The 25,462-nt window shown below is 36.8% G+C and carries 23 protein-coding genes and 1 other annotated feature; of the genes, 3 read left to right on the top strand and 20 right to left on the bottom strand.

Features of this window, described 5'->3' with window-relative positions:
- Nucleotides 1–63 precede the first annotated feature (63 nt).
- From sdhB to C1A05_RS03680, 3 genes are read right to left on the bottom strand one after another with little or no spacing between them, the layout of a single operon-like run.
- Nucleotides 64–828, bottom strand: a complete 765-nt coding sequence (gene sdhB, locus C1A05_RS03690; RefSeq protein WP_102026846.1) for a succinate dehydrogenase iron-sulfur subunit — start codon at nt 826–828, stop codon at nt 64–66.
- A gap of 19 nt (nt 829–847) precedes the next feature.
- Nucleotides 848–2,599, bottom strand: coding sequence for a succinate dehydrogenase flavoprotein subunit (sdhA, locus tag C1A05_RS03685; RefSeq protein WP_102026845.1), 1,752 nt, complete (start codon nt 2,597–2,599; stop codon nt 848–850).
- 38 nt (nt 2,600–2,637) lie between these two features.
- Nucleotides 2,638–3,252 carry a succinate dehydrogenase cytochrome b558 subunit gene (locus tag C1A05_RS03680; protein WP_102026844.1) on the bottom strand — a complete coding sequence of 205 codons (615 nt, stop codon included), beginning with the start codon at nt 3,250–3,252 and terminating at the stop codon, nt 2,638–2,640.
- A gap of 411 nt (nt 3,253–3,663) precedes the next feature.
- On the opposite strand from C1A05_RS03680, the gene C1A05_RS03675 reads away from it, so the two are divergent.
- A complete protein-coding gene (locus C1A05_RS03675; RefSeq protein ID WP_102026843.1) occupies nt 3,664–4,101 on the top strand; it encodes a YslB family protein in 438 nt (145 codons plus the stop codon).
- A gap of 51 nt (nt 4,102–4,152) precedes the next feature.
- Here the strand turns inward: C1A05_RS03675 and uvrC are convergent, their stop codons facing one another.
- From uvrC to zapA, 12 genes are all read right to left on the bottom strand, one after another.
- Nucleotides 4,153–5,964 carry an excinuclease ABC subunit UvrC gene (gene uvrC, locus C1A05_RS03670; RefSeq protein WP_102026842.1) on the bottom strand — a complete coding sequence of 604 codons (1,812 nt, stop codon included), beginning with the start codon at nt 5,962–5,964 and terminating at the stop codon, nt 4,153–4,155.
- Nucleotides 5,965–6,072: 108 nt separating this feature from the next.
- Nucleotides 6,073–6,387, bottom strand: coding sequence for a thioredoxin (trxA, locus tag C1A05_RS03665; protein ID WP_102026841.1), 315 nt, complete (start codon nt 6,385–6,387; stop codon nt 6,073–6,075).
- Nucleotides 6,388–6,605: 218 nt separating this feature from the next.
- The gene (locus tag C1A05_RS03660; protein ID WP_102026840.1) at nt 6,606–7,586 is read right to left on the bottom strand and encodes an electron transfer flavoprotein subunit alpha/FixB family protein; all 981 of its coding nucleotides are present in this window, start codon (nt 7,584–7,586) and stop codon (nt 6,606–6,608) included.
- Between the two features lie 51 nt (nt 7,587–7,637).
- Nucleotides 7,638–8,411 (bottom strand): electron transfer flavoprotein subunit beta/FixA family protein, encoded by a 774-nt coding sequence (locus C1A05_RS03655; RefSeq protein ID WP_102026839.1) that lies wholly within the window; start codon nt 8,409–8,411, stop codon nt 7,638–7,640.
- A gap of 21 nt (nt 8,412–8,432) precedes the next feature.
- Complete coding sequence (locus tag C1A05_RS03650; RefSeq protein ID WP_102026838.1) at nt 8,433–9,206, bottom strand: enoyl-CoA hydratase; 774 nt, start codon at nt 9,204–9,206, stop codon at nt 8,433–8,435.
- A 28-nt stretch (nt 9,207–9,234) separates the two neighbouring features.
- The gene (locus tag C1A05_RS03645) at nt 9,235–9,819 is read right to left on the bottom strand and encodes a TetR/AcrR family transcriptional regulator (RefSeq protein WP_102026837.1); all 585 of its coding nucleotides are present in this window, start codon (nt 9,817–9,819) and stop codon (nt 9,235–9,237) included.
- Nucleotides 9,820–10,102: 283 nt separating this feature from the next.
- Nucleotides 10,103–11,800: a long-chain-fatty-acid--CoA ligase gene (locus C1A05_RS03640; RefSeq protein ID WP_102026836.1), complete on the bottom strand. Its 1,698-nt coding sequence runs from the start codon at nt 11,798–11,800 to the stop codon at nt 10,103–10,105.
- Between the two features lie 471 nt (nt 11,801–12,271).
- Nucleotides 12,272–12,682 carry a DUF350 domain-containing protein gene (locus C1A05_RS03635; RefSeq protein ID WP_102026835.1) on the bottom strand — a complete coding sequence of 137 codons (411 nt, stop codon included), beginning with the start codon at nt 12,680–12,682 and terminating at the stop codon, nt 12,272–12,274.
- Between the two features lie 23 nt (nt 12,683–12,705).
- The gene (locus C1A05_RS03630; RefSeq protein WP_102026834.1) at nt 12,706–15,057 is read right to left on the bottom strand and encodes an endonuclease MutS2; all 2,352 of its coding nucleotides are present in this window, start codon (nt 15,055–15,057) and stop codon (nt 12,706–12,708) included.
- 12 nt (nt 15,058–15,069) lie between these two features.
- Nucleotides 15,070–16,782: a DNA polymerase/3'-5' exonuclease PolX gene (gene polX / locus C1A05_RS03625; protein WP_102026833.1), complete on the bottom strand. Its 1,713-nt coding sequence runs from the start codon at nt 16,780–16,782 to the stop codon at nt 15,070–15,072.
- Between the two features lie 87 nt (nt 16,783–16,869).
- Nucleotides 16,870–17,427, bottom strand: coding sequence for a CvpA family protein (locus C1A05_RS03620; protein ID WP_102026832.1), 558 nt, complete (start codon nt 17,425–17,427; stop codon nt 16,870–16,872).
- Nucleotides 17,420–17,698 (bottom strand): cell division protein ZapA, encoded by a 279-nt coding sequence (zapA, locus tag C1A05_RS03615; RefSeq protein WP_102026831.1) that lies wholly within the window; start codon nt 17,696–17,698, stop codon nt 17,420–17,422. The genes C1A05_RS03620 and zapA overlap by 8 nt, the downstream gene beginning before the upstream one ends.
- A 124-nt stretch (nt 17,699–17,822) precedes the next feature.
- Here zapA and rnhC point away from each other — a divergent pair, with 124 nt between their 5' ends.
- Nucleotides 17,823–18,749 (top strand): ribonuclease HIII, encoded by a 927-nt coding sequence (rnhC, locus tag C1A05_RS03610; RefSeq protein ID WP_102026830.1) that lies wholly within the window; start codon nt 17,823–17,825, stop codon nt 18,747–18,749.
- A gap of 43 nt (nt 18,750–18,792) precedes the next feature.
- On the opposite strand, the gene pheT is transcribed toward rnhC, so the two are convergent.
- The 3 genes from pheT to C1A05_RS03595 form a co-directional block, all read right to left on the bottom strand.
- Complete coding sequence (gene pheT / locus C1A05_RS03605) at nt 18,793–21,219, bottom strand: phenylalanine--tRNA ligase subunit beta (RefSeq protein WP_102026829.1); 2,427 nt, start codon at nt 21,217–21,219, stop codon at nt 18,793–18,795.
- Between the two features lie 14 nt (nt 21,220–21,233).
- Nucleotides 21,234–22,268, bottom strand: coding sequence for a phenylalanine--tRNA ligase subunit alpha (gene pheS, locus C1A05_RS03600; RefSeq protein WP_102026828.1), 1,035 nt, complete (start codon nt 22,266–22,268; stop codon nt 21,234–21,236).
- Between the two features lie 75 nt (nt 22,269–22,343).
- Nucleotides 22,344–22,586 (bottom strand) — a binding site (T-box leader).
- A gap of 55 nt (nt 22,587–22,641) precedes the next feature.
- Nucleotides 22,642–23,385 (bottom strand): TrmH family RNA methyltransferase, encoded by a 744-nt coding sequence (locus C1A05_RS03595; protein ID WP_102026827.1) that lies wholly within the window; start codon nt 23,383–23,385, stop codon nt 22,642–22,644.
- Between the two features lie 103 nt (nt 23,386–23,488).
- Between C1A05_RS03595 and sspI the strand changes: the two genes are divergently transcribed.
- Nucleotides 23,489–23,701: a small acid-soluble spore protein SspI gene (gene sspI / locus C1A05_RS03590; protein ID WP_102026826.1), complete on the top strand. Its 213-nt coding sequence runs from the start codon at nt 23,489–23,491 to the stop codon at nt 23,699–23,701.
- 35 nt (nt 23,702–23,736) lie between these two features.
- On the opposite strand, the gene C1A05_RS03585 is transcribed toward sspI, so the two are convergent.
- Entirely contained in the window at nt 23,737–24,822 is a 1,086-nt protein-coding gene (locus tag C1A05_RS03585) for a M42 family metallopeptidase (RefSeq protein WP_102026825.1), read from the bottom strand.
- 72 nt (nt 24,823–24,894) lie between these two features.
- Complete coding sequence (locus tag C1A05_RS03580; protein ID WP_102026824.1) at nt 24,895–25,386, bottom strand: dUTP diphosphatase; 492 nt, start codon at nt 25,384–25,386, stop codon at nt 24,895–24,897.
- Nucleotides 25,387–25,462: the final 76 nt, after the last annotated feature.

Raw genomic sequence — 25,462 nt, 5'->3', positions numbered from 1 at the left:
TATTCATACTTTACTATGAAAAAAGAGCCTCTCCTTAGAAGAGGCTCTTTAAGTAATTTTAGCTTAGTTGTTATAATCGCTACCAAAAAAACTCTTAAAGGACTGCACTGTTGCTTCTCTATTAAGAGCTGCAATGGATGTAGTCAATGGAATTCCTTTCGGGCAAGACTGTACACAGTTTTGGGAATTACCACAATTTGCAAGTCCTCCGTCTCCCATAATGGTTTCCATTCGTTCTGCTTTATGGAACGCACCAGTTGGATGAGAGTTGAACAAACGAACTTGAGATAACGGTGCAGGACCAATAAAGTTCGAATTACTGTTTACGTTAGGACAAGCTTCTAAACAAACACCACACGTCATACATTTAGAAAGCTCATATGCCCATTGACGCTTACTTTCAGCCATACGTGGTCCAGGACCTAAATCATACGTTCCATCGATTGGTACCCAAGCTTTAACTTTCTTCAATGAATCAAACATACGACTACGATCTACAGCCAAGTCACGCATAACAGGGAACGTAGTCATTGGTGCTAATCGTACTGGTTGTTCTAATTGATCTACAATAGAAGAACAAGCCTGTCTTGGTTTTCCATTAATAACCATGGAGCACGCTCCACAAACTTCTTCTAGACAACCCATTTCCCAGAATACAGGTGTTGTGTTTTCACCTTTTGCATTCACCGGGTTTCTTCTAATTTCCATTAACGCAGAAATAACATTCATATTTGGGCGATATGGAATCTTAAATTCCTCATCATAAGGTTTAGAATCGGGGCTATCTTGTCGAGTAATAATGAACGTTATCGTTTTAGATTCACTCATGGTTCCTAATCCCCCTTAATTAATGTTTTGTTGTATAGTCCCTCTTACGTGGTTCGATAAAGGAAGTATCTACTTCTTCATAAGAGAATTTTGGTGCATTATTTTCCGCATCATATTCTGCAATAGTCGTTTTTAGCCATTCCTCATCGTTACGTTCCGGAAATTCTGGCTTATAATGAGCACCACGGCTCTCGTTACGATTGTATGCACCAATTGTAATAACTCGCGCAAGTTGAAGCATGTTTTGCAATTGACGCGTAAACATAGCAGATTGGTTACTCCAACGAGATGTATCATTAATGTTGATATTTTCAAAGCGCTCCATAAGCTCTTGAATTTTTTCATCTGTTTGCAACAACTTCTTATTCTCACGAACTACCGTTACGTTATCTGTCATCCATTCGCCAAGCTCTTTATGGATTTGGTAGGCGTTTTCTGTACCATCCATCCCCATAATTTTATCGAACTTCGCTTCTTCCTCTTTTACTAAAGCATCAACAAAAGAAGATGATAAATCTTCTGTAGTCTTTTCTAATCCATCGATATAGTTAACTGCATTTGGTCCAGCAACCATACCGCCATAAATAGATGATAGTAAAGAGTTTGCTCCAAGTCGGTTCGCACCATGTTGTGAATAATCACATTCACCAGCAGCAAAAATACCAGGAATATTTGTCATTTGATTAATATCAACCCATAATCCACCCATTGAATAGTGAACTGCAGGGAAAATCTTCATTGGTACTTTACGTGGATCTTCACCTACGAATTTTTCATAGATTTCGATAATACCACCAAGTTTAATATCTAGTTCTTTCGCATCTTTGTGTGAAAGGTCAAGATATACCATGTTTTCTCCATTAATACCAAGCTTTTGATTTACGCACACATCAAAAATTTCACGTGTTGCAATATCACGAGGCACGAGATTTCCATAAGCCGGATATTTTTCCTCTAAGAAGTACCATGGCTTACCATCTTTATATGTCCAAACACGTCCACCTTCACCACGTGCGGATTCACTCATTAAACGAAGCTTATCATCACCAGGAATCGCAGTTGGATGGATTTGAATAAACTCACCATTTGCATATTTTGCCCCTTGTTGATATAAAGCAGATGCTGCAGAACCAGTATTAATAACAGAGTTAGTAGATTTACCAAAGATGATACCAGGACCACCTGTTGCTAAAATAACCGCATCAGCAGTAAAAGCTCTAATTTCATGAGAGTTTAAGTTTTGGGCGATAACACCACGACCTACTCCCTCATCATCAACAATAGCAGATAAAAATTCCCAGCCTTCATATTTGGTTACAAGACCGTTCACTTCGTGACGTCGAACTTGTTCATCACATGCATATAACAGCTGTTGACCAGTAGTTGCACCAGCAAAGGCTGTTCTATGATGCTGTGTTCCACCAAAACGTCGGAAATCTAAAAGACCTTCTGGAGTACGGTTAAACATAACACCCATACGGTCGAACATGTTAATAATACCAGGAGCTGCCTCACACATTGCTTTAACAGGTGCCTGGTTCGCTAAGAAATCCCCACCATAAATTGTATCATCAAAGTGAATCATTGGAGAATCGCCTTCTCCTTTTGTATTTACCGCACCATTAATACCACCTTGAGCACATACAGAGTGGGAGCGTTTAACAGGGACTAGTGAAAGTAGATCAACATGAACGCCTGCTTCTGCTGCTTTAATAGTTGCCATTAGGCCGGCCAATCCACCACCAACAACAACAATCTTTCGATTACTCATCAATTTCACTCCCTCAAATCTAGTAAATATAAATTTAATTAACTAACAAATGCGAATAGAGTTGAAACACCTACATAAGATAAACCTAAGAAAATTAAAATCGTTACATATGTAACTACCTTCTGTGAACGAGGAGTAACGGTTAGTCCCCAGCTCACACAGAATGACCATAAACCATTCGCAAAGTGGAAAATAGCAGATACTACACCAACAACATAGAACCAGAACATAAATGGTTCCGAAAGAATGGTATTCATCATATCAAAATTAACTTCTGTACCATAAAATAGGTTAGCGAGTCGAGTTTCCCATACATGCCATACTACGAAAATTAATGTAATAATTCCTGTTACACGTTGGATGAAAAACATCCAGTTACGAAAATATCCATATCTTGCTACGTTGTTTTTAGCAGTAAATGCAATATAAACACCGTAAATGGCATGGAATAATAGCGGAAGGAATATTACAAATATTTCAAGAAAATACCTAAAAGGTAAATGCTCCATGAATGCTGCTGCTTTGTTAAAAGATTCAGCACCCCCGCGAGCAAATTGGTTAACTACTAAATGCTGAATTAAAAAGATTCCAACTGGGATTACTCCAAGTAATGAATGTAATCTGCGATTAAAAAATTCACGGTTATTCGCCATTTTGACCCCCCTCAATTGATGTGAATAGTTTCTTCATAAAAGCGCTTTATTTTCCAAAAAAACAAAACAAACTTAGTTCCAATTCGGACTAAATTATGTTCCTTTGTACATACCCCTTCTAGCTATGTACAGACAGCAATTTGGAAAAATCCCCCTTCTCGCCTAATAAATCAAAATATTTCATAACATGTAATATTGTACCCCTCCCCTGAATAAGCGTCAAGAAATCTAGACAATAAAATATTCCTATTCTACTTATTGTACCTATAGAAAATATGGAAGTATCCAGTTAATGTATGGACAACTAATTTCTTCCACTAAAGCTATTGAATCGTATTTTCCAAATTAAAGAATGTATTGCAATGGTAATAAAACAAAACGATAATAAGAGAGGGGAAAGGATGATTCTACATGGCAAAAGAATATTCAATTAACGATAATGATAAGCTAAAAAGTCTTCAATTACCTTCATTAGGATATGAAATACTTAGACATATATCACTACCTGATCTACTTGGTGAAGATTCGTCCTTTATTCAATATTATATGGGGAAAAGCTTAGCTAGAAGGTTCCCTCTCTCTACTATTGATGAGATTTTAGCGTTTTTTGAAAATGCTGGCTTTGGGAATTTAGAATGTATAAAAGTGAAAAAAGGGGAATATACCTTTCAACTTTCAAGCGCCTTAATTACAGAGCGCTTTACGTACAAAGAAAATGTGACGTATCGATTAGAAGCAGGATTTTTAGCTGAACAATTATCTCAAATTCATAAAGAAACATACGAATGTCTTGATGAAGCAAAAAAACGGCAAGATTGTATTCTTTTTTATTGTATTCCTTCCATATAAACAGAAGCAGCCATCAGAGAAATTTACTCATGGCTGCTTCTGTTTTATTTCCTATTCGTCTGTTTGATTTGGATTACCTGTTTCATCATCCACTCCATTTAATACAGATAATATATTTTCCGCGACTGGTTGTGGAATCCCAAGCTGTTGAAAATCATTGATACTAGCTTTTTTTATATCGTCTAATGACTTAAAGTGCCTTAGTAAAAGTCGCTTCCGCTTCGTACCTACACCCTCAATATCATCTAGAATAGATTTAAAGGTGTTTTTCCCTCTTACTTGACGATGAAATGAAATGGCAAAGCGATGGACCTCATCCTGTATACGTTGAATTAAATAAAAGGGTTGAGACTTACGATCAAGAGGGACCATTTGTGGAGGAACTCCGTATAAAAGCTCGCTCGTTCGATGCTTATCATCTTTAGCTAAACCACATAAAGGAATATCTAAGCCGAGCTCATCCTCCAGTACTTCAAGAGCTGCACTCATCTGACCTTTTCCTCCATCAACTAAAATTAAATCAGGGAGAGGCAACCCTTCTTTAAGTACTCTTTTGTATCTTCTCCGAATTACCTCTCTCATCGTTTCATAATCGTCAGGACCAACTACATCTCTAATTTTATATTTGCGATATTCCTTTTTATTTGGTCTCCCATCAATAAAAACGACCATTGCAGATACAGGGTCAGTACCTTGAATATTTGAATTATCAAATGCTTCAATACGGTGAGGTGTTTCAATATGAAGTGCCTCTCCTAATCCTTCAACCGCTTTAATCGTTCGTTCTTCATCCTGCTCGATTATAGAAAACTTTTCTTTTAAGGCAATTTTTGCATTTTTCTTAGCTAACTCCACTAATTCTTTTTTTCTTCCTCGCATCGGGATCTTAACAGGTGTATTTAAAAGCTCATTTAACAAGTCTTTATTTGTAGCTAATGGGACTAAAATTTCTTTAGGCTTTGGGTGATTTTGGTGAATGTAAAAACGACCGATAAAAGTTAAAAACGTTTCATCCGGATCATCAAAAAACGGAAATATAGAAACATCCCGCTCAATTAGCTTCCCTTGTCTAATAAAGAAGACTTGAACACACATCCAACCTTTATCATAGGCATAACCAAATATATCTCTATCGATTTCATCATTTAAGGTCATTTTCTGTTTTTCCATAATGGATTCAATATGTTGAATTAAATCACGATATTCCTTTGCCCGTTCGAAATCTAACGTTTCCGCAGCCTGCTCCATTTTACTTTGAAGATCCTTTTTAATTTCTTTATGTCCACCACTTAGAAACTTTGTAATATTTTGCACGATTTCATCATTCGTTTCTTGTGTTACATGGTGTTCACAGGGACCTAAGCATTGATGAATATGATAATACAGACAGACTCGGTCCGGCATCGTATTACATTTACGCAACGGATAAAGGCGATCCAATAATTTCTTCGTTTCCCTAGCAGCATAAACGTTCGGATAAGGACCAAAATACTTCCCCTTATCCCTCTTCACTTTCCTTGTAATAATTAAGCGTGGGTGCTTTTCTGCAGTAATTTTAATATAGGGATAGCTCTTATCATCTCGAAGTAAAATATTATATTTTGGATCGTATTTTTTGATTAAATTCATTTCGAGTATTAATGCTTCCATTTCGGAAGAGGTGACAATGTAGTCAAAAAAATCAATTTCTTGTACTAACCGGGTTGTTTTCGCATCATGTGCCCCAGTAAAATACGACCGAACTCTATTTTTTAAAGCTTTTGATTTCCCGACATAAATAACTTCACCTTGTTTATTCTTCATTAAATAACATCCGGGTTGATCAGGCAATACTGCAAGCTTTTCTTGTATTCTTTTATTCAAGGAATTCACCTCCCTATCACCATCATAATAAAAATAAAATCCCTTGTCATGTTGAATAGACAAGGGAACAGTAGAAATTATATTATATATTTTACTTAAATGAACGTATTAAGCATGTTTATTAACTAATTCTGTTAAAGCTTCTTTTGGTTGGTAACCAATTACTTGATCCACTACTTCGCCATCTTTGAAAAGAAGTAATGTAGGGATACTCATAACACCAAACTTTTGAGCTGTTTCTTGATTTTCATCTACATCAAGTTTTACGATTTTTACTTTATCAGCCATTTCACTGTCTAATTCCTCAAGTACAGGAGCAATCATTTTACAAGGTCCACACCAAGTAGCCCAAAAATCTGCTAGTACTAGTCCATTTGAAGTTTCTTCGTTAAAGCTTTGATCTGTCGCATTTACAATTGCCATTATATATTCCTCCTAAACAATCAATATTTATTTCTTGATAAGTATAACATCATGAAAGAAGTTTATTCCAATAGTTTGTTTGGTAACTAGTTTCCCCGTTCAAAAGGGAAACATACTTTCAACTCGTTTTGTTCCTCAAGTTACTTACTTACGTTGTGCTATACTTCGTATTTGCAGCATCAAATAAGGCAATCTCTCTAAAGATTGCCTTATCCATGTTATGCATTTACCTTTAATTTTTTAATTTCCTCTGTCAGTTTCGGAACAACATCAAACAAATCTCCGACAATCCCATAATCCGCTACGTTGAAGATGTTTGCTTCAGGATCTTTGTTAATGGCAACAATTACTTTAGAATTGGACATTCCCGCTAAGTGCTGAATAGCTCCAGAAATTCCACATGCTATATAAAGGTCAGGTGTTACAACTTTACCAGTTTGACCAATTTGTAAAGAGTAATCACAATAATCCGCATCACACGCCCCGCGTGAAGCACCAACTGCTCCACCTAATACATCCGCAAGTTCTTGTAGAGGCTTAAATCCATCCGCACTTTTCACACCACGACCGCCTGCTACAACTACTTTCGCTTCTGAAAGATCTACCCCATCTGTTGTTTTACGTAAAATATCTTTAATCACCGTACGTAAATCTTTAATTTCTACTTCTTTCTTTGTTACATCACCACTTCTTGAAGTATCAGCTTCAAGTGCCGCAATGTTATTTGGACGAATTGTCACAAATAGTAAGCCATCTGTAACAATTTTCTTTTCGAATGCTTTACCAGAGTATATTGGTCTCGTGAAAACAACATTTCCACCAGTAACTTCAATGTCCGTTACATCGGAAATTAAACCGCTTTCTAATTTACTTGCAAGTTTTGGAGTCAAGTCTTTACCCGCTGCTGTATGACCCATTACAATTCCTTCTGGCTCTTCATCTTCTATAACTGCCAATGCTGCTTGCGCATAGCCCTCTGATGTATAGTTTTTTAGTTGGGCATTTTCGACTATAAGGACACGATCTGCTCCATAATGAATTAACTGTTGGGCAGCGCTTTCTAAATTACCATCACTAAAAATGGCTGCGACAACTTCTCCACCTTCACTTATACATTTTCCAGCTGCAATAGCCTCAAATGAGACATTACGTAGTTCACCGTCACGAACTTCTCCGAACACAAGCACTTTTCTGCTCATTGTCTTTTCCCCTTTCCATAGCTGTATCATTTATCTTCGTTTCCATTTTTCCTACAATACCTTTGCCTCGTTGCGAAGTAAGGAAACTAGTTCACTTACTTGTTCATCTAATTCACCCTCTAATACTTTTCCAGCTGACTTCTCAGGTGGAAGATAAACTTCAATCGTTTTTGTTTTTGGTTCCACATCATCTTCATCAATATCTAAATCATCTAGCTCTAATTCTTCTAGAGGCTTTTTCTTCGCTTTCATAATCCCAGGTAAAGATGGATAACGAGGTTCGTTTAAACCTTGTTGACATGTTACAAGTAGAGGTAGAGTCGTTTCTACTTTTTCCACATCCCCTTCAACATCACGCTCGATTTTTACTGTCTCCCCATCAATTTTCAAATCTGTAATTGTCGTAACATAAGGGATATTTAATAATTCCGCTAGTCTAGGACCTACTTGACCACTTGCTTGATCTATCGCTACATTCCCAGCTAATATCAAGTCATAATCTTTATCCTCAAAATAAGCCTCTAAAATTTTCGCTGTTGAATATTGATCACTTTCTTCCAAATCATCCTCTGTATTAATAAGAACAGCCTTATCTGCACCCATTGCTAACGCAGTACGTAGCTGCTTTTCTCCTTCTTCTCCGCCAATTGTAACAACTGTTACCTCGCCTCCATGCTCATCACGAACCTGGATTGCCTCTTCAATTGCATATTCATCATATGGATTAATGATAAATTCTGCCCCTTCATCCTCTATACGTCCATCTTCAATGACAATCTTTTCTTCTGTATCAAACGTTCTCTTCATTAATACAAAAATGTTCATTGTGTATGCCTCCCTAAAAGTCTATTTATCTTTAAAATTTGGCTTTCTTTTTTCAACAAAAGCGGTAATTCCCTCTTTTGCATCTTCTGTACCGAAGATGGAACCAAATTTCTTAGCTTCTTCCTCTACTCCTACTTGGAACTGAGTAGTATGAGTAAATGGTATGAGTTCCATAACCGCTTGGATGGACGGACCACTTTTGTCCACGATATTGCTTGCTAGTTTCATAGTAAATGAGGACAATTCCTCTTCCTCAACAGCATAATTTGCCAAGCGATAGCGAACTGCTTCTTCCCCACTAATTGGTGTTCCTGTTAAAATCATTTCATATGCTTTTGCTTGCCCAACATATCTTGGTAAACGTTGTGTTCCAGCAAAACCAGGAATAATACCAAGTGTTAATTCAGGAAGACCGAGCTTTGCTGTTTTTGTAACGATGCGAATATGACAGGACATGGCAAGCTCAAGGCCACCACCTAATGCAGCTCCATGAATCGATGCAATTACTGGAATGTGGAATTTTTCGATTCGATCAAACAATTTTTGGCCACCTTGAGCCAGCGCTGCATAATCATCACCGTTTTGCAATGATGTAAATTCCTTTATATCTGCACCAGCAGAAAAGAACTTCCCTTCCCCTTGAAATACTACGGCTTTTATCTTTTTATCCTTTTCAATAGTATCTAGCGTTGTCGAAAGTTCTTTTAGAAGATTAGTAGATAAAGCATTGGCTGGCGGACTATTAAAAGTAACGACTGCAATATGTTCTTGAACCTGTAGTTGAACCTTTTCCAAATCCCCACTCCCCTTTGAAAATAAGTATTTATTTATTTTTTAAACCATGGATAATAAAGTGATGTACATCGCTGACTTGTGATACTAAATCGTATTTCTGTTCCTTCATTACCCAGTTTGTTACTACTTCATCAAGTGTACCAAAAATCATTTGTCTAATAAGTTTACTATTCATTTCTTTATAAAATACGCCTTCTTCCATACCTTCCTGTAATATAGAGTCTACAATCTCCATATACCCTCTTAATACACGGTTGATTTTTAGACGTAATTCTTTGTTGGACTGTCTTAGTTCCAGCTGTGTCACAATGGCTAAATGGTGGTCTTGTGCTAATTGTGTAAAATGCATTTCAATTAAGGTATAAAGCTTTTCATTCGCATTGCTTTTCGTAGCTATTTCCTCTTTAATAATCTCAATAAACTGTCCCATTTTTTCTTCAAACATGGAAACAAGAATGTCTTCTTTGTTTTTAAAGTAAAGATAGATGGTACCATCTGCTACTCCCGCTTTTTTTGCAATTTTTGATACCTGGGAAGCATGATACCCGTTTTCTGCAATCACTTCTACAGCTGCATCAATAATTTGTTTATACTTTGGTCTATTCTTTTTCATCTTTTGCTCCTTACGAGATAAGCATAACCGCCTTAAGAAGTTGTATTGATCGTTGCTATCTCTAGTTGATTTAATTAAGGCGGCTTCTATTATTCATAATAATGAATGAATAGTCATTCATTACATCTTATTTTAAAAGGAACAAATTAATCTGTCAAGCAAATCCAAAGGAAATGTTATCTCTATTTTACTAACCTTACCATTTGAATACAAAGAATAAAACCATAGTAAGCGAATCAGACAAGACATGTTTGTTCGGTACGTATTCGTTTTTAACACGTTATTATATTGTTTGTTCTTTTTGTAGCTTTTCTTTTTCTTCATCCACAAGCTTTCTACGTAATATTTTTCCTACAGCTGTTTTCGGTAATTCCTTTCTAAATTCATAAATACGAGGTACCTTGTAAGCAGCTAAATTTTTTCTACAGAATGCATCCAGTTCTTTTTCTGACAACGATTTTCCTTCTTTTAATACGATATAGGCTTTAACCGTTTCTCCACGATAGGCATCGGGAATACCTGCAACAACTGCTTCCTGTACATCTTCATGTTCATAAAGAATTTCCTCGACTTCCCTTGGATATATATTATATCCACCTGCAATAATCATATCCTTTTTACGATCCACCACATAAAAGAAGCCCTCTTCATCCATGTATCCCATATCGCCTGTAAAGAGCCAGCCATCTTTTAAGACTTTTTCTGTTTCTTCTGGCTTATTCCAATAGCCTTTCATTACTTGAGGACCTTTAACAGCTAATTCTCCGATTTCTCCTTGCTCCGCTTCTTCCTTCAACCCTTCTTTGAAAATTTTCGCATCTGTATTGGGCCACGGTACCCCAATACTTCCACTCACTCGCTTATCCCATAAGAAGTTTGCATGTGTAACAGGAGATGATTCAGATAAACCATAGCCTTCTACTAGTTTTCCACCTGTTACTTTTTCAAATTGCTCTTGCACCTCAACTGGAAGTGGAGCTGAGCCACTAATGCATGCCTCTACAGAAGATAAGTCATATTCTTTAATTTTAGGGTGATTTAGTAGACCAACATAAATTGTAGGTGCACCAGGGAATAAGGTTGGTTTCTGTTTATCAATTGCTTTTAATACCTCTTCGACATCAAACTTAGGAATGAGAACCATTTTGTTAGCAGTACTAATACTTAGATTCATGACTGCAGTCATACCATATACATGAAAGAATGGTAAGATACCTAATGTAACCTCTTTTCCTTTCTTGGCTTTATACATCCATGCTTCGCTCATTTTTGTATTCGCTACTAAGTTATAATGAGTCAACATAACACCTTTCGGATATCCAGTTGTTCCACCAGTATATTGAAGCAATGCTAAGTCTTCTTTTGGATCAATTTCTACTCCCTTTACATTCCCGCTTGCTTCATTCATCATATTTACCCAAACATGTACATTTCCACCATGCTTTGCTTTTTCGAACTTTCCATACTCTCGTTTTTGAACAATTGGATAAAGGATGTTCTTAGGAAATGGCAAATAGTCTTTAATTCCTGTAACAATAATATGCTGTAGATCTGTGTCTTTCTTCACACCCATAACACGTTTATATAAAATGTCTAGACATACGATGACTTTAGAACCAGAGTCTTTCATTTGGTACTCTAATTCTCTCTCTGTGTATAAAGGATTTGTTTGAACAACAATAGCACCTGCCATTAAGGCACCATAGTAAGCAATTACAGATTGCGGGCTATTTGGTAGCATAATTGCTACACGATCGCCTTTTTGAATCCCTAGTGATTGTAAATAACTTGCGACTTTTTTCGACTGGTAATAAACCTCTTGAAATGACATTTCTTTACCCATAAAGTGAAGCGCTTTCAAATTTGGGTGATTTTCTGCTGAATCTTGTAGAAATAAATGAAGGGCTTTTTCCTCAAAATCTAGTGAAGTAGGAATCTCTGAAGGATAATGCTTATACCAAACTTTTACTTCCCCACTCATTCGTTCGCCTCCTTGTATAATATGGAATGATATAAATACTACTTCTATTTTATATCATTATTTACAATAGTCAAAAAATTTTTATTTTAGAATGAAAAATCCTTACAAGAGGAAGAGTTTACCACTCTACATGAATTCTTCTCACATCTGAAAAAAAACGCAACATAGCTGTAGTCAGAACCATACTTATCAGCTAATCTTTTTGTCGATTAGTGCTGAGTAGAGCTTTTGCAAATTAATATAATACAAGCCGAAAACAAATTACGCATCTGTTTTCGGCCTATTAGTAATGAATGTTTTGTACAAGTCTAAGTGTAAAATACCTTTTTTCATTATTCTACTGTCTATCATGAACGTCAATCCGTCTTTTCGTTTACGTTCGCGTCACAAAACGAAAATAACGCCTGCGATGATGAAGATGACTGCGACAATCATTAATACAATGGCTAATGTTTTCATTTTCTTTTCCCCTTACACAATATTCGCCCCGATAACATAGGACAAACCAACAGAAATAATCATAGCTATTAATCCAACTGCACGATTATCCTTTTCTATTTCCTCATCAATACGGAAGGTCGGTGTTAAAAATTCAAAAATAAAATAACCGATTAAAAGCAGTACAAATCCAAATGCACCCCAACTCATACTAACAAGTAATGAATCGTTATGCTCGATGGAATAGCGAAAAATGTTTGAAATACCAAATATCTTCCCACCTGTAGCCATGGCAACAGATAAATTCCCTTTTTTGATTTGTTCCCAGTTGTTATACTTTGTTACTAATTCAAAAATTGCTAAAAACACAATAACACATAAAATGACCACACTGTAACTAGCAGCTGTTTCGATTAATGCGTTTTCCCAAAAGTCCGCCCACATTCCAATTCTCCTCTCTTAGAATGCTACTTAAATTCAATTATTGTAACGCCAGTTCCGCCTTCATTCATTGTACCACTACGATGCGATGAAATGGATGGATGCTTATCGGCAAATTTTTGAACACCTTTTCGAAGTGCACCTGTACCTTTCCCATGAATAATCGATACATGGGGATATCCCGCTAATAAAGCATCATCAATATATTTCTCTAATTGAAGCAATGCATCCTCATAACGCTCACCACGAAGATCTAATTCTGGTTTAATGTGGTATCCAGAGCCTTTTACCGATGCTACAGGCTTTTCTTGAATAGGTTCCTTCCGTTTTACAAATTGCAAATTGTTTCGTTTTACTTTCATTTTCATGATTCCAAGCTGAACTTGGTACTCTTTTTCACTAATTTTTTCCACAATATGTCCTGTTTGATTTAAGGTTAATACCTTTACTTCATCACCGGGTTCAAGCTTTTCCCCATCCATACTCGGTTTGGAAGTTTTTTGCATCTGATCTGCATTCGCATGAAACCCTGCCTCTTCCAGCTGTTTTCGAGCATCGATAATTTCATGTTCTTTTATAGAGGCATGCTTTTCCATTTGACGAAGCTTTTCAATTATTTCTTCAGCCTGTCTTTTTGCCTTCTCTACTTCTTTTGCTGCTTTCTCTTCTGCTTTTTTCAACAGCTTTTCCTTTTGCTTTTCAAACGCTGACCATTTCTTCTCTAATTCCTCTTTTAATTCGTTCGCTTTTTCTAATATTACCTCTGCTGTTTGGTAATCTTCATCTGCTTTTCTACGCGATTCCTCTAAGGAGGCAATCATATTTTCTACACTTTGTGATTCTCGACCTGTTAATGATTTTGCTTGTTCTATAATCGATTCACTCAAACCAAGGCGTTTGGAGATATCAAATGCATTACTTCGTCCTGGTACACCGATTAACAATCGATAGGTTGGACGTAATGTTTTAATATCAAATTCTACGGAGGCATTGATAACACCTTCGCGATTATACCCATATGCTTTCAGCTCAGGATAATGTGTAGTTGCAATTACTCGTGCATTTCGCTTTACTACTTCATCTAATATCGCCATTGCTAATCCTGCACCTTCTTGAGGGTCAGTGCCTGCTCCAAGTTCATCAAATAATACGAGGGTCTTATCATTTACCTCTTTTAAAATCTCGACAATATTGGTCATATGTGAAGAAAATGTACTTAAGGATTGTTCAATCGACTGCTCATCCCCAATGTCCGCAAATACTTGATTAAACACGGCCATTTCACAACCATCCAATGCTGGAACTTGTAATCCAGATTGTGCCATTAATGTACAAAGTCCAACTAATTTCAACGTAACGGTTTTTCCACCAGTGTTTGGACCAGTTATGACAATGGACGTATAGTCTGCTCCAATTTCAATATCATTTGGAACAACTTCATCAGCAGGAATGAGCGGATGTCTAGCCTCCTTCATCCGAATGATGCCTTGGCTGTTCATCTTTGGTTTGGCCGCTTTCAGCTGATGTGCCAATTTTGCTTTCGCCGTCATGAAATCTATTTTTGACAATATGGCGACATTTTGTCGTAAAAAGCCTTCATCATTTGCCACTTTAATCGAAAGTTCCTTTAAAATGCGTTCTATTTCTTGTGCTTCTTGAACTTTAGCAGAATGAAGTTTATTGTTTAATTCCACTACCGCTTGTGGTTCAATAAACAATGTTGCACCTGAAGCAGACTGATCATGAACAATACCACCGAAAGAGGCTCGATATTCTTGCTTAACTGGCAAAACATAACGATCATTTCGAATAGTAACAATTGCATCCGAAAGCATTTTACTTTTAGATCTTGTATAAGATTCTAAGCGGTCTCGCACACTACTTTCCATTGTGCGAATTTTACTTCGAATGGAACGAAGCGCATCAGAAGCTCCATCCATAACATGGCCATGATCGTCAATGCATTGCTTAATGCTTCTCTCTAATTCACTTAACATGACAATATTGTTCGTAAGCTCCCGAATTATAGGAATGGGTAATTCGTCTGCATCTATATCATCAATATATTTTTTTAATATCCTTCCCCCATAAATGGTACTAGCGATATCTAGACATTCACTTGCATTTAACACCCCACCGATGCTTGCCCTTTTTACATAGGGTCTAATATCGTAAACCCCACCAAGCGGAATGCTCCCCTTAACACGAATTACCTGATGCGCTTCGTCTGTTTCTTCCTGCCAAGTAGTAACCTCTTGGAGTTCAGAAGAAGGATATAGTTTCTCTGCCAATTCTTTACCTAACGAAGAACTAGCATGATGGACTAATTGTTCCTTAATTTTTTTAAATTCTAACACTTTCATTACTCTATCGTTCATGCTGTAACTCCTTTATTTTTTCAGAAACTCCTTCAAATCCTCTAAGTTCCATGTATTAATAACATCCTCTTTTTTAAGCCAACCTTTTCTACCAAATTGCACCCCAATCTCCATATCATGGAGCATCATATAGTTATGTGCATCGGTATTTATAGCAATAGGTACACCGTTTTTCTTTGCTTCCATTAACCATTTCCATGAGAGATCCAAACGATTTGGGTTCGCATTTAATTCCAAGGCCGTATTTGTCTCTTTTGCCCAGCTTATTAGTTGTTCATAGTCTACTTCATATCCACTTCTTTTGCCAATCAATCTACCTGTAGGATGTGCGATTAAATTAACAAACGGAGATTCCATTGCCGTTCTTAATCTGGACATGATTTTTTCTTTCGGTTGATTAAAGCTTGAGTGAATGGAGGCAATAACAAAGTCCATTTCTTTTAAAAAGTCATTTGAAAAATCGAGGGTACCATCCGGTAAAATATCCATTTCAACACCAGCGAATATATGAATGTCCTCATATTTTTCATTCATACGGTCAATTTCTTCTCGTTGCTTTCGGAGTCTTGTTTCATCTAAGCCATTCGCAACCCGCAAATATTTAGAATGGTCTGTTATCGCAATAAATTCATAGCCTTTTTCACGAGCCTTATGAACCATTTCTTCTAGAGATTGAGCGCCATCACTCCAGGTAGTGTGCATATGTAGATCACCTTTGATGTCTGACAATGTAAGTAAATTCAAATTTTCCTCTGTCGCCTGTATCTCCCCTACATTTTCCCGAACCTCTGGAGGGATAAATGGTAAACCAAAATGGTGAAAAAATGCTTGCTCTGTATTAAACGTTAGAATTTCTCCGGTATCTAATCGTTCTACCCCGTATTCACTTATTTTTTCATTTCTCTCCTTTGCTAATTGTCGCATGGCTACGTTATGGTCTTTCGAGCCTGTAAAATGATGCAATGTAGTGGCGAATTCCGCTGGAGAAACGATGCGAAAATCAACAGATACTTCATAGCCTTCATTAAAAATAACGGTAATTTTTGTTTCCCCTGCAGCTACTACATTCTCAATACCTTCTAATGCTAGTAACGCTTCTCTCACTACTTCTGGTTTTGTAGTAGAAATAATAAAATCCAAATCCTTAACGGTTTCACTTAATCTCCGTATACTTCCTGCTTTAGAGTATTTTTCAATTTCTTTTATTTTCTTTACTTGCTCCTCAATTTTATTAGCAATAGGAAGCATAAAAGCAATAGGCAATCGTTCTGGTCTTTTACCAAAGGATTCTAATGATTTCAATATTTTTTCTGCCGTCTTTTTACCAAACCCACTTAATCCTTCTACCTTTCCACTTTCACAAGCTTCTTTTAAACTAGCTGCATCGATTACACCTAACTCTTGATAAAGCTTTGCTAACTTTTTACCACCTAGTCCTTGTAGGTCTAATAATGGAATGAGTCCTGCTGGTACTTCCTCAATTAATTGGTTTAGTGTATCCGAGAAGCCATCCTCCATGTATTCTTGGATAACAGCAGCTGTCCCTTTCCCAATTCCTTTCATTTTTGTAAAGTCTTCTATTTCAGAAAGGGATCGGTCATCACTTTCTAACGCTTGCGCTGCCTTTCGATATGCAGAAATTTTAAAAGGATTTTCAGCTTTCAGCTCTAGGTAAATCGCTATTTTTTCTAATAATTTTATTACTTGCTTTTTATCTACTGTCATTTTAATCACCTACTATAGTTTTTCCTTAATGAATTCCATTTTAATATAACAATATCATGTTAACGTGAAAAAACTTCTCACTACGAACTAGGAGAAGTTTTTAATCGTTTCTGCAATATGTTCAAACCATAATTCTTTTACTTGATTAGACAATAACGGTGTGTGCTCGATCATGAACTGAGCAATGGAAGAACCTTCTATATAACCTTGGATCGACTCGATTGGAACAAGAGCCATGAAATACAAAAGAATAAAAACAATAAAATAGGTTTCAATAAACCCTAATATTGCACCTAGCAAACCATTAAAGCTATGTAAAATTGGTAAGTCAGCAACAAAATCAAGCATGTTCGCAATAATCTGCAATACAACCTTTGCTACAAAGAAAATGATTACAAACGAAATACCATTATAAAAAGCGGTTTCTAAAGGTAAGGAACCGAATAACGCTCCAAATCCTTCTTCACCGAACTCAGGATAAGGAATCCACATCGTTAAAAGCGGTGTTAAGGATTTATAAAAAATAACTGCTAAAATAAAGGATAAAATAAAACCTGTTAAATGAAAGACTTGCATAATAAAGCCTCTTTTAAGGCCGATAAGCGTTCCTAATAATAATAGGATTATCAAAATGAAGTTAACCATTTTTCCTGCGTTCCTCTCTCCCCGTATGCACTTGCGTTAGTAAATGATTAAATTCCTCTTTTAATTTAATATAATCATTCATCGTATTTATTGCAGTTAAAACCGCTAATTTCGCCGTATCTAGTCTAGGATTTGATTCTTGTATTTCTTTCATTGTTTGATCCACTAGACTAGCAATCATTTGAATATGGTGAGGCGGCTCCTCTCCTACCACTGTATATTTTCTATTATAAATTTCAACTGTAGTTTTGATTTTATTTTCTTGTGACACATAATGGCCCCCTTACTATACATACATCCTTTTTCTATATTAACAGATATATGAACATTTTGGAAATCTATATAAAGATTTTCTATCGTGTTATACTAAAAAAATAGAAAGGAGCCATCTATATATGTCTCAAACTGTTATCAAAACGTCCGAAACTGAACTACATAAAATGAAAGAATACTATAAATCAAGTTTAAAACCAAACCCGCCAAGTGGAGCAATATTTGCTGCCAAAGTGGAGGATTGTTCCATAACTGCCTATCGCTCAGGGAAAGTTCTTTTTCAAGGAAAAGCACATAATGATGAAGCATCGAAGTGGGGAAAAGGAATCCCGAGCAAGGAAAAAGGAAAGCAAACGAAAGCAATACCTAACAGTGTTACGAAAAATCATATTGGATCGGATGAAGCTGGTTCAGGAGACTTTTTCGGTCCCATGACTGCAGCTGCTGCTTATGTAGAGGAAAAAAATATCCCTCTACTAAAGGAGCTTGGTGTAAAAGATTCCAAATTGATGAAAGATGAAACCATTTTAGAAGTTGCAAAGCATATTCAGCAAGTCGATATTCCTTACAGTATCCTTGTGTTACGTAATAATAAATATAACGCTTTGCAACGTAAAGGTTGGACCCAAGGGAAAATGAAGGTCATGTTACATTATCACGCGATCCAAAATGTACTTGATAAAATAAATGAATCAGAGCTACATGGAATTGTTGTAGATCAATTCGCAGAAGCTTCTGTATTTAAACGACACTTAGCATCTGAAAAACGAAACATGCCAGAGAAAATGCACTTTATTACGAAGGCTGAAAGCTATTCCATCGCTGTTGCTGCTGCATCTATTTTATCAAGAGCAAAATTTGTACAAGAAATGGATCGTTTGTCCAAAGAAGTAGGTTTCTCCTTACAAAAAGGAGCAAGTAAACTAGTAGATGAACAAGCGGCAAAGATTATTTTATCAAAAGGAAGGGATACGTTAACAAGTATTTCTAAAGTGCACTTTGCCAATACAACAAAGGCATGGGATCTAATAAAGAAAAGAAACCAATAAGAAAAGCACCCAACTCCGAATAATAGAGTTGGGTGCTTCTATGCTATCCTCTTAATTCTGCTTGGAAGGATTCTTTTACATTTGCAACAATAGCCGCTCTCGCTTCTTCAATTTCTTTATCTGTTAGCGTCGCTTCTGGATTTTGGAAACGCAACGTAAAGGCGATTGATTTCTTACCTGGTTCCATATGTTCGCCTTGATAAATATCAAATACGGAAACATCGGTTAAATAGTTACCTGCTGATTGTTTAATAACTTGTTCCATTGCTTGGGCAGGAAGCTTTTCATCCACCACGAATGCTAAATCTTGCGTTACAGATGGATGCTTCGGAATTGGAACGAATAAATGATCCCCATCAAGCTTTTCGATAATCCATTCTAAATCTAAATCAAACACATACGTATCTGTTAAATCGAGACGCTCTTGCAAGGCAGGATGTAATTGTCCGATAAATCCGACATGTTGATCATCTACTTTTATCGTCGCAGTTCTACCTGGATGCATATCTGGCAATTGAACGGCCTCATAGCTAACATTTGTAATATTTAAAAGGCGGAAGAGACCTTCAACAATTCCTTTTATTACATAAAAATCAACTTTCTTCTCTTCTTTTTGCCATGGATGCTCAACCCAAAGACCTGTCATTGCAGCAGCAAGACGTAATTTTTCTTCTGGTTGCTTCGTAACTTTTTCTTCTTGACTAATGTAAATCGATCCCATTTCAAATAGTGACACAGTAGGTTGCTGACGAGCTAAATTATACTGGACGCTTGAAAGCATTTCTGGCAATAAGCTTAGACGTAAATGGCTATGCGCTTCACTCATAGGCATTGCAAGCTTTACAGGAAATGGTTTTTGTTCCATTACTTTCGGATCCACGAATTGAGCTGTTTTATCTTCTGATGTTAACGAATAGGTCATCGCTTCATTTAGCCCAACACCTTGTAAATATCTACGGATTTGACGTTTCACATGCTGAACTAAAGATAGTCCCCCTGCACTTGCGCCTACTGGTAATGTATATGGAAGATTATCATAGCCGTAAATACGGGCAATTTCTTCTACCATATCTTCAACGATTGTAATATCACCACGTCGAGTTGGAGCAGTTACAATAAATTGATTTTGGTCTTGTGTAAACGGAAAACGTAATCGCTCTAAAATCGCTCCAATTTCATCAGATGAAATGGAAGTTCCTAGTACCTCATTTATTTTGTCAGAAGTAAACCGAATAACCTGCTCCTCTAAATGCAATTCATCAAATTCAGATACACCAGATACTACTTCTCCATTTGCGTATTGTTCAAGTAATTGACAAGCACGAAGACCAGCTTCCTTCACACGTTTCGGGTCTACTCCTTTTTCAAAACGAACACTCGCTTCACTTCGCAGACCATGATCCTTAGATGCTACCCGAACGGAAAGTGGATTAAAGTAAGCAGCCTCTAACAAAACGGTAGTTGTATCAGCTTGAACCTCTGAATCAGCACCACCCATTACTCCTGCAATTGCAGTTGGAACCTTTCCGTTCGTAATGACGATGTGGTCTGCCTTTAGAGTACGCTCTTCGTCATCTAATGTTGTAATTTTTTCTCCTTCTTTAGCTAAACGAACCAATACCTCTTTGGAGCCAAAACGATCATAATCAAACGCGTGAAGCGGTTGGCCATACTCTAATAAAATATAGTTGGTAATATCAACGACGTTATTAATTGGACGAATACCTGCAGCGATCAAGCGGTTTCGCATCCATAGTGGAGATGGTCCCACTTTCACATTTTTTACAATATAAGCGCCGTAGTATGGATTTAATTTTGCATCCTCTACTTTTACGTGAACATAATCTTCCGCTTGTTCCTTTGTTGGATGGATAGAAACCTCTGGTAAACGTATTTCTTCATCTAACAATGCCGCTACTTCATAGGCAACACCTAACATACTTAAACAATCTGAACGATTTGGAGTAAGCTCGAATTCTAAAATCGTATCATTTAGATTTAATAATTCAATGGCATCTGCTCCAATTTCAACATCTTCAGAAAAGACGAAAATACCATCCTCAAATTCTTTTTGAACAAATTTAGGGTCAACCCCTAATTCTTGAAGGGAACAAATCATACCATTAGATTGTTCACCACGTAATTTGGCGCGCTTGATTTTAAGTCCACCCGGTAGTCTTGCACCTGGTTTGGCTACGGCAACTTTTTGTCCAGCAGCAACGTTTGGTGCACCACAAATGATTTGTAATACCTCATCCCCAACATCAACTTGACAAACATTCAGTTTATCTGCATTCGGATGCTGCTCACATGATTTCACAAATCCAACCACCACGTTGTTCATTTGATCCTTCATCGTCTGAATGCCTTCTACCTCAATACCACTTTTTGTCACTTTCTCTGCCAATTCTTCTGGCGTAATACCATCTATATTTACATATTGCTTCAACCAATTTAATGATACTAACATGTCTTCTCCTCCTTTTATGCGTTATGGAATTGTTTTAAGAAGCGATTGTCATTCGTATAGAAATGACGAATATCATCAACGCCATATTTTAGCATCGCAATACGTTCTGGTCCCATTCCAAAAGCAAAACCTGTATAAACCTTTGGATCAAAGCCTGCCATTTTTAATACATTCGGATGTACCATTCCAGCACCTAAAATTTCAATCCATCCTGTTTGTTTACACACAGAGCAGCCGCTGCCAAGACAGATTTTACAGGAAATATCCATTTCTACAGATGGCTCGGTAAACGGAAAGAAGCTAGGACGTAGGCGAATTTCTCGATTTTGACCAAAAATCTTTTTCGCAAAAGTATCCAGTACCCCTTTTAAATCACTCATACGAACATTCTTATCAACATATAATCCTTCAATTTGTGTAAATTGGTGAGAGTGTGTTGCATCATCTGTATCACGGCGATACACTTTACCAGGGCAAATAATTTTTACAGGTCCCCTACCCTCATGGTTTTTCATTGTTCTTGCTTGTACTGGTGATGTATGGGTACGCATTAATAAATCTTCTGTAATATAAAAGGAATCCTGCATATCTCGAGCAGGGTGTCCCTTCGGTAGGTTTAATGCTTCAAAATTGTAATAATCTTGCTCTACCTCAGGACCTTCTGCGATTTCAAAACCCATTCCAATAAAAAGATCTTCAATTTCTTCAATTAGCTTTGTTAAAAGATGTGGACCACCTTGCTGTACTGGTCTTCCTGGTAAGGTCACATCAATAGACTCTTCTGCAAGTTTTGCTTCTAGTGCAACCTTTTCGAGTTGCTCTTGTTTTGTATCGATTGCGGTTGCAATTTCCCCACGGACATCGTTAGCTAATTGGCCAATTACTGGTCTTTCCTCAGCAGATAATTTGCCCATTCCTCGTAACACTTCGGTAATAGGACCTTTTTTACCTAAATATGCTACTCTTACTTCTTGTAGCTGTTTCACATCTTCTGCTTCACGAACACGTTGAAGCGCTTCTTGTTTTAGTTCTTCAAGACGTTCTTTCATGTCATATCCTCCTTTAATGTAAAAGCGTATACCTTTTTCCTCTAAACAACATAAAAAAGCCTCTATCCCTTTATAACAAGGGACGAGACTTGTATTCCGTGTTACCACCCTAATTGACATATACGTTCATATATGTCCACTTCATTTCCATAACGGTATTAACCGGTTCACCATTACTTGTGAAAAACACAAGGTCCCGGTGACAGCTCTAAGAGTGAAGGTTCAATTATAACCACGATAGAAGTGCTTTCAGTCTATGACACTTCCTCCCTATATCGATCATGTTACAATCTACTGGGCTCATTTCAACGCTTTTTTTATTATTAAATATAATATGAACTTATTATAGAAAACAAAAACCTTAAATGCAAGCCTATTGCCGTAAATTATACATAACAATGCTAGATGCAATACTAACATTTAAGGATTCTGCTTTTCCGGTAATTGGTATAAATACACGTTCATCGGATAAAGCCAACAATTCCTTATCCACTCCACTTCCTTCATTCCCGAATATGACAGCAACTTTTTCAGGCGGAGAAAGTTCTGGTAAGCTCGTTGCATCTTTTAATGCCGTGGCCCAAATCGAAAAATTATCTTGCTTTAGTCTTGGAATCCATTCAGCTAACTCTCCAGATAAAATAGGTAGATGGAAAAGAGAGCCTTGCGATGCACGAATCACTTTTTCATTGTACACATCTACTGTACCAGTACCTATGATAATCGCATCAAAGGAAAAAGCATCTGCAGTACGAATCATTGTTCCAACATTTCCTGGATCTTGGATAGCGTCTAAAATAAGTATTCTCTTCATATTAGATGGATATGTAAACTGTTTCATCTGCATTTCAGCCATAATACCTTGGGGCGATTCTGTATTACTAATCGCCGAAAATACTTTAGAGGCAACCTTTGTAATCGGCTCCTTTATAGGATGTAACAGCTCCGACTCATAGGATTCGTCCACAATAATTTCCTTTACGATCCAATCACTATGTATTGCTTCCTCTATTAAATGTTCCCCTTCAATTAAAAAGGATTGGGATTTTATGCGATCTTTTTTTCTTTTTAATTTGATCCAATTTTTCACTTTTGTGTTTTGAAGTGATTCGATCATGACATCACCTACATTCCCTAAACTTTATACCTTATCATACATATTTATCGTCTCTGGGGTCAAACTATATCCAACAATACTTTAATCAATGAGGTGTACATGTATGAATTTAGACTTAAGAAAAGCCGTTCTTCATAATATTTCTGGTAATAGTGTAGATGAATTAGAAGCAACTATTGTAGATGCCATCCAAACTGGTGAAGAAAAAACATTACCAGGCCTTGGGGTTCTGTTTGAGGTATATTGGAATAATGCGGATGAATCTGAAAAAGAAGAAATGTTGGAAACATTAGAAGACGCACTGAAAAAAAGCTAAAAGAGAGGCATATCGCCTCTCTTTTATTGTGTGTATTAACCAAAAGTAATTTCTTTTACTTTCTCTGCATCTAACCCTTTAATCACTTCTACTAATAACTTAACTGTATTTTCAAAGTCATCACGGTGTAAAATAGCCGCATGAGAGTGTATATAGCGAGTTGCAATGGTGATGGATAACGCCGGTACACCATTTGCAGTTAAATGAATAGAACCGGAATCTGTACCGCCACCAGCCATAGAGCTGTATTGGTATGGAATATTATTTTTATCCGCTGTTTCCACAACAAAGTCACGTACACCTTTATGTGAAATCATCGATGCGTCGTAAAGAATGATTTGTGGACCATCTCCTAAGTTACCAACAGCTTCTTTGTCAGAAATTCCTGGGGTATCTCCAGCAATACCAACATCTACACCAAATCCAATGTCCGGAGTGATGGTATGTGTAGAAGTTTTTGCACCACGTAGACCAACCTCTTCTTGAACAGTTCCAACACCATACACAACATTTGGATGATCTTCATCTTTTAATTGTTTTAAAACTTCAATTGCAATCGCACAACCAATTCGGTTATCCCATGCTTTTGCGAGTAACATTTTTTCGTTTTTCATTACAGTAAAATCAAAGTAAGGAACGACAGAGTCTCCTGGGCGTACACCAAATTTTTCTGCTTCTTCTTTGCTAGAAGCACCGATATCAATAAACATGTCTTTAATTTCATACGGTTTTTTACGAGCTTCTGGTGTTAATACGTGTGGTGGTTTAGATCCAATTACACCCGTAACATCACCATTTTTAGTCATGATTGTAACCCGTTGAGCAAGCATAACTTGATTCCACCAACCACCAATTGTTTGGAAGTAGACAAATCCTTTATCATCAATACGAGTAACCATGAAACCAATCTCATCTAAATGACCTGCCACCATAATTTTAGGACCATTCGCATTACCAGTCTTTTTCGCAATTAAGCTGCCAAGATTGTCTGTAAATACTTCATCGGCATATGGAGCGATGTATTTTTCCATAACGTCACGTGCTTCTTTCTCATCGCCAGAAATTGCTTTTGCATCTGTTAGATCTTTAAGCATCGTCAATGTTTCATCAAGCTTAGCCATATGTATTCCTCCTATATTTTTAAAATATATGTACCACCATATTATACACCTTTTTATTTACAATGAAAAAGTTTAATAGCCCTCGTCTTGTCTTACGTGATTGACTTCATTTTTTTGAAAGTACGCTTTTTCAATCATCTCTTCACTGAATCCTAAAGCAGAACCTAATAGGAGGTAGAGGTCTACCAATTGTATAAAAGATGTCTCCTTCTTATCCTTTTGCAGCATCGTTATTTGTTCATAAATTCGGAGAAAGTGCTCTGTTAAGGATAGCGCCCTATCCCGCTCTATTGTCTCCCGATGCTCAAAAGTAAATCCTAGCTCAATCCCTATTGATAAGATAAAATGTAACCCATCTACATATTCCTCTAAAATGACTTTTTGTTCATTCGGACCTTTATTACTCCAAAACTTAAAGCAACGTGTTTCATTCGCTAATTCCCCAAGCTCAACAAATAACGCGAGCAGCTTTTCAGGTACGAGGTTCCTTGCTTGCAGCTGGTGTTCTTCTTTAATACGCTTGTCTAATTTTCGTTGCATCGAAAATAAGGTATCCCAATTCATTATAAACAACCCTTTTTCTTTTTATTATAGCATTTCAAACAAAAGCACGAAAAACAAGCCATCAAAAAACTTTCAT

The organism is Salirhabdus sp. Marseille-P4669, from assembly GCF_900240405.1.
Taxonomy (GTDB): domain Bacteria; phylum Bacillota; class Bacilli; order Bacillales; family Alkalibacillaceae; genus OEQK01.
The sequence above is the reverse complement of the archived record's forward strand: the minus strand, read 5'-3'. Positions and strand labels throughout refer to the sequence as shown.

Excerpts from the sequence above, each read along its gene's own strand:
- sdhB (WP_102026846.1), bottom strand. The coding sequence starts at position 828 with ATGAGTGAATCTAAAACGATAACGTTCATTATTACTCGACAAGATAGC.
- pheS (WP_102026828.1), bottom strand. The coding sequence starts at position 22,268 with ATGAAAGAACGTCTTGAAGAACTAAAACAAGAAGCGCTTCAACGTGTT.
- C1A05_RS03645 (WP_102026837.1), bottom strand. The coding sequence starts at position 9,819 with ATGAAAAAGAATAGACCAAAGTATAAACAAATTATTGATGCAGCTGTA.
- sspI (WP_102026826.1), top strand. The coding sequence starts at position 23,489 with ATGAATTTAGACTTAAGAAAAGCCGTTCTTCATAATATTTCTGGTAAT.
- C1A05_RS03660 (WP_102026840.1), bottom strand. The coding sequence starts at position 7,586 with ATGAGCAGAAAAGTGCTTGTGTTCGGAGAAGTTCGTGACGGTGAACTA.
- C1A05_RS03630 (WP_102026834.1), bottom strand. The coding sequence starts at position 15,057 with ATGAACGATAGAGTAATGAAAGTGTTAGAATTTAAAAAAATTAAGGAA.
- sdhA (WP_102026845.1), bottom strand. The coding sequence starts at position 2,599 with ATGAGTAATCGAAAGATTGTTGTTGTTGGTGGTGGATTGGCCGGCCTA.
- trxA (WP_102026841.1), bottom strand. The coding sequence starts at position 6,387 with ATGGCAATTGTAAATGCGACAGATCAAAGCTTTAACGAAGAAACTTCA.
- C1A05_RS03620 (WP_102026832.1), bottom strand. The coding sequence starts at position 17,427 with ATGGTTAACTTCATTTTGATAATCCTATTATTATTAGGAACGCTTATC.
- C1A05_RS03680 (WP_102026844.1), bottom strand. The coding sequence starts at position 3,252 with ATGGCGAATAACCGTGAATTTTTTAATCGCAGATTACATTCATTACTT.
- rnhC (WP_102026830.1), top strand. The coding sequence starts at position 17,823 with ATGTCTCAAACTGTTATCAAAACGTCCGAAACTGAACTACATAAAATG.
- polX (WP_102026833.1), bottom strand. The coding sequence starts at position 16,782 with ATGACAGTAGATAAAAAGCAAGTAATAAAATTATTAGAAAAAATAGCG.
- C1A05_RS03675 (WP_102026843.1), top strand. The coding sequence starts at position 3,664 with ATGGCAAAAGAATATTCAATTAACGATAATGATAAGCTAAAAAGTCTT.
- C1A05_RS03655 (WP_102026839.1), bottom strand. The coding sequence starts at position 8,411 with ATGAACATTTTTGTATTAATGAAGAGAACGTTTGATACAGAAGAAAAG.
- C1A05_RS03595 (WP_102026827.1), bottom strand. The coding sequence starts at position 23,385 with ATGATCGAATCACTTCAAAACACAAAAGTGAAAAATTGGATCAAATTA.
- pheT (WP_102026829.1), bottom strand. The coding sequence starts at position 21,219 with ATGTTAGTATCATTAAATTGGTTGAAGCAATATGTAAATATAGATGGT.
- C1A05_RS03635 (WP_102026835.1), bottom strand. The coding sequence starts at position 12,682 with ATGTGGGCGGACTTTTGGGAAAACGCATTAATCGAAACAGCTGCTAGT.
- C1A05_RS03580 (WP_102026824.1), bottom strand. The coding sequence starts at position 25,386 with ATGAATTGGGATACCTTATTTTCGATGCAACGAAAATTAGACAAGCGT.
- C1A05_RS03640 (WP_102026836.1), bottom strand. The coding sequence starts at position 11,800 with ATGAGTGGGGAAGTAAAAGTTTGGTATAAGCATTATCCTTCAGAGATT.
- C1A05_RS03585 (WP_102026825.1), bottom strand. The coding sequence starts at position 24,822 with ATGGCTAAGCTTGATGAAACATTGACGATGCTTAAAGATCTAACAGAT.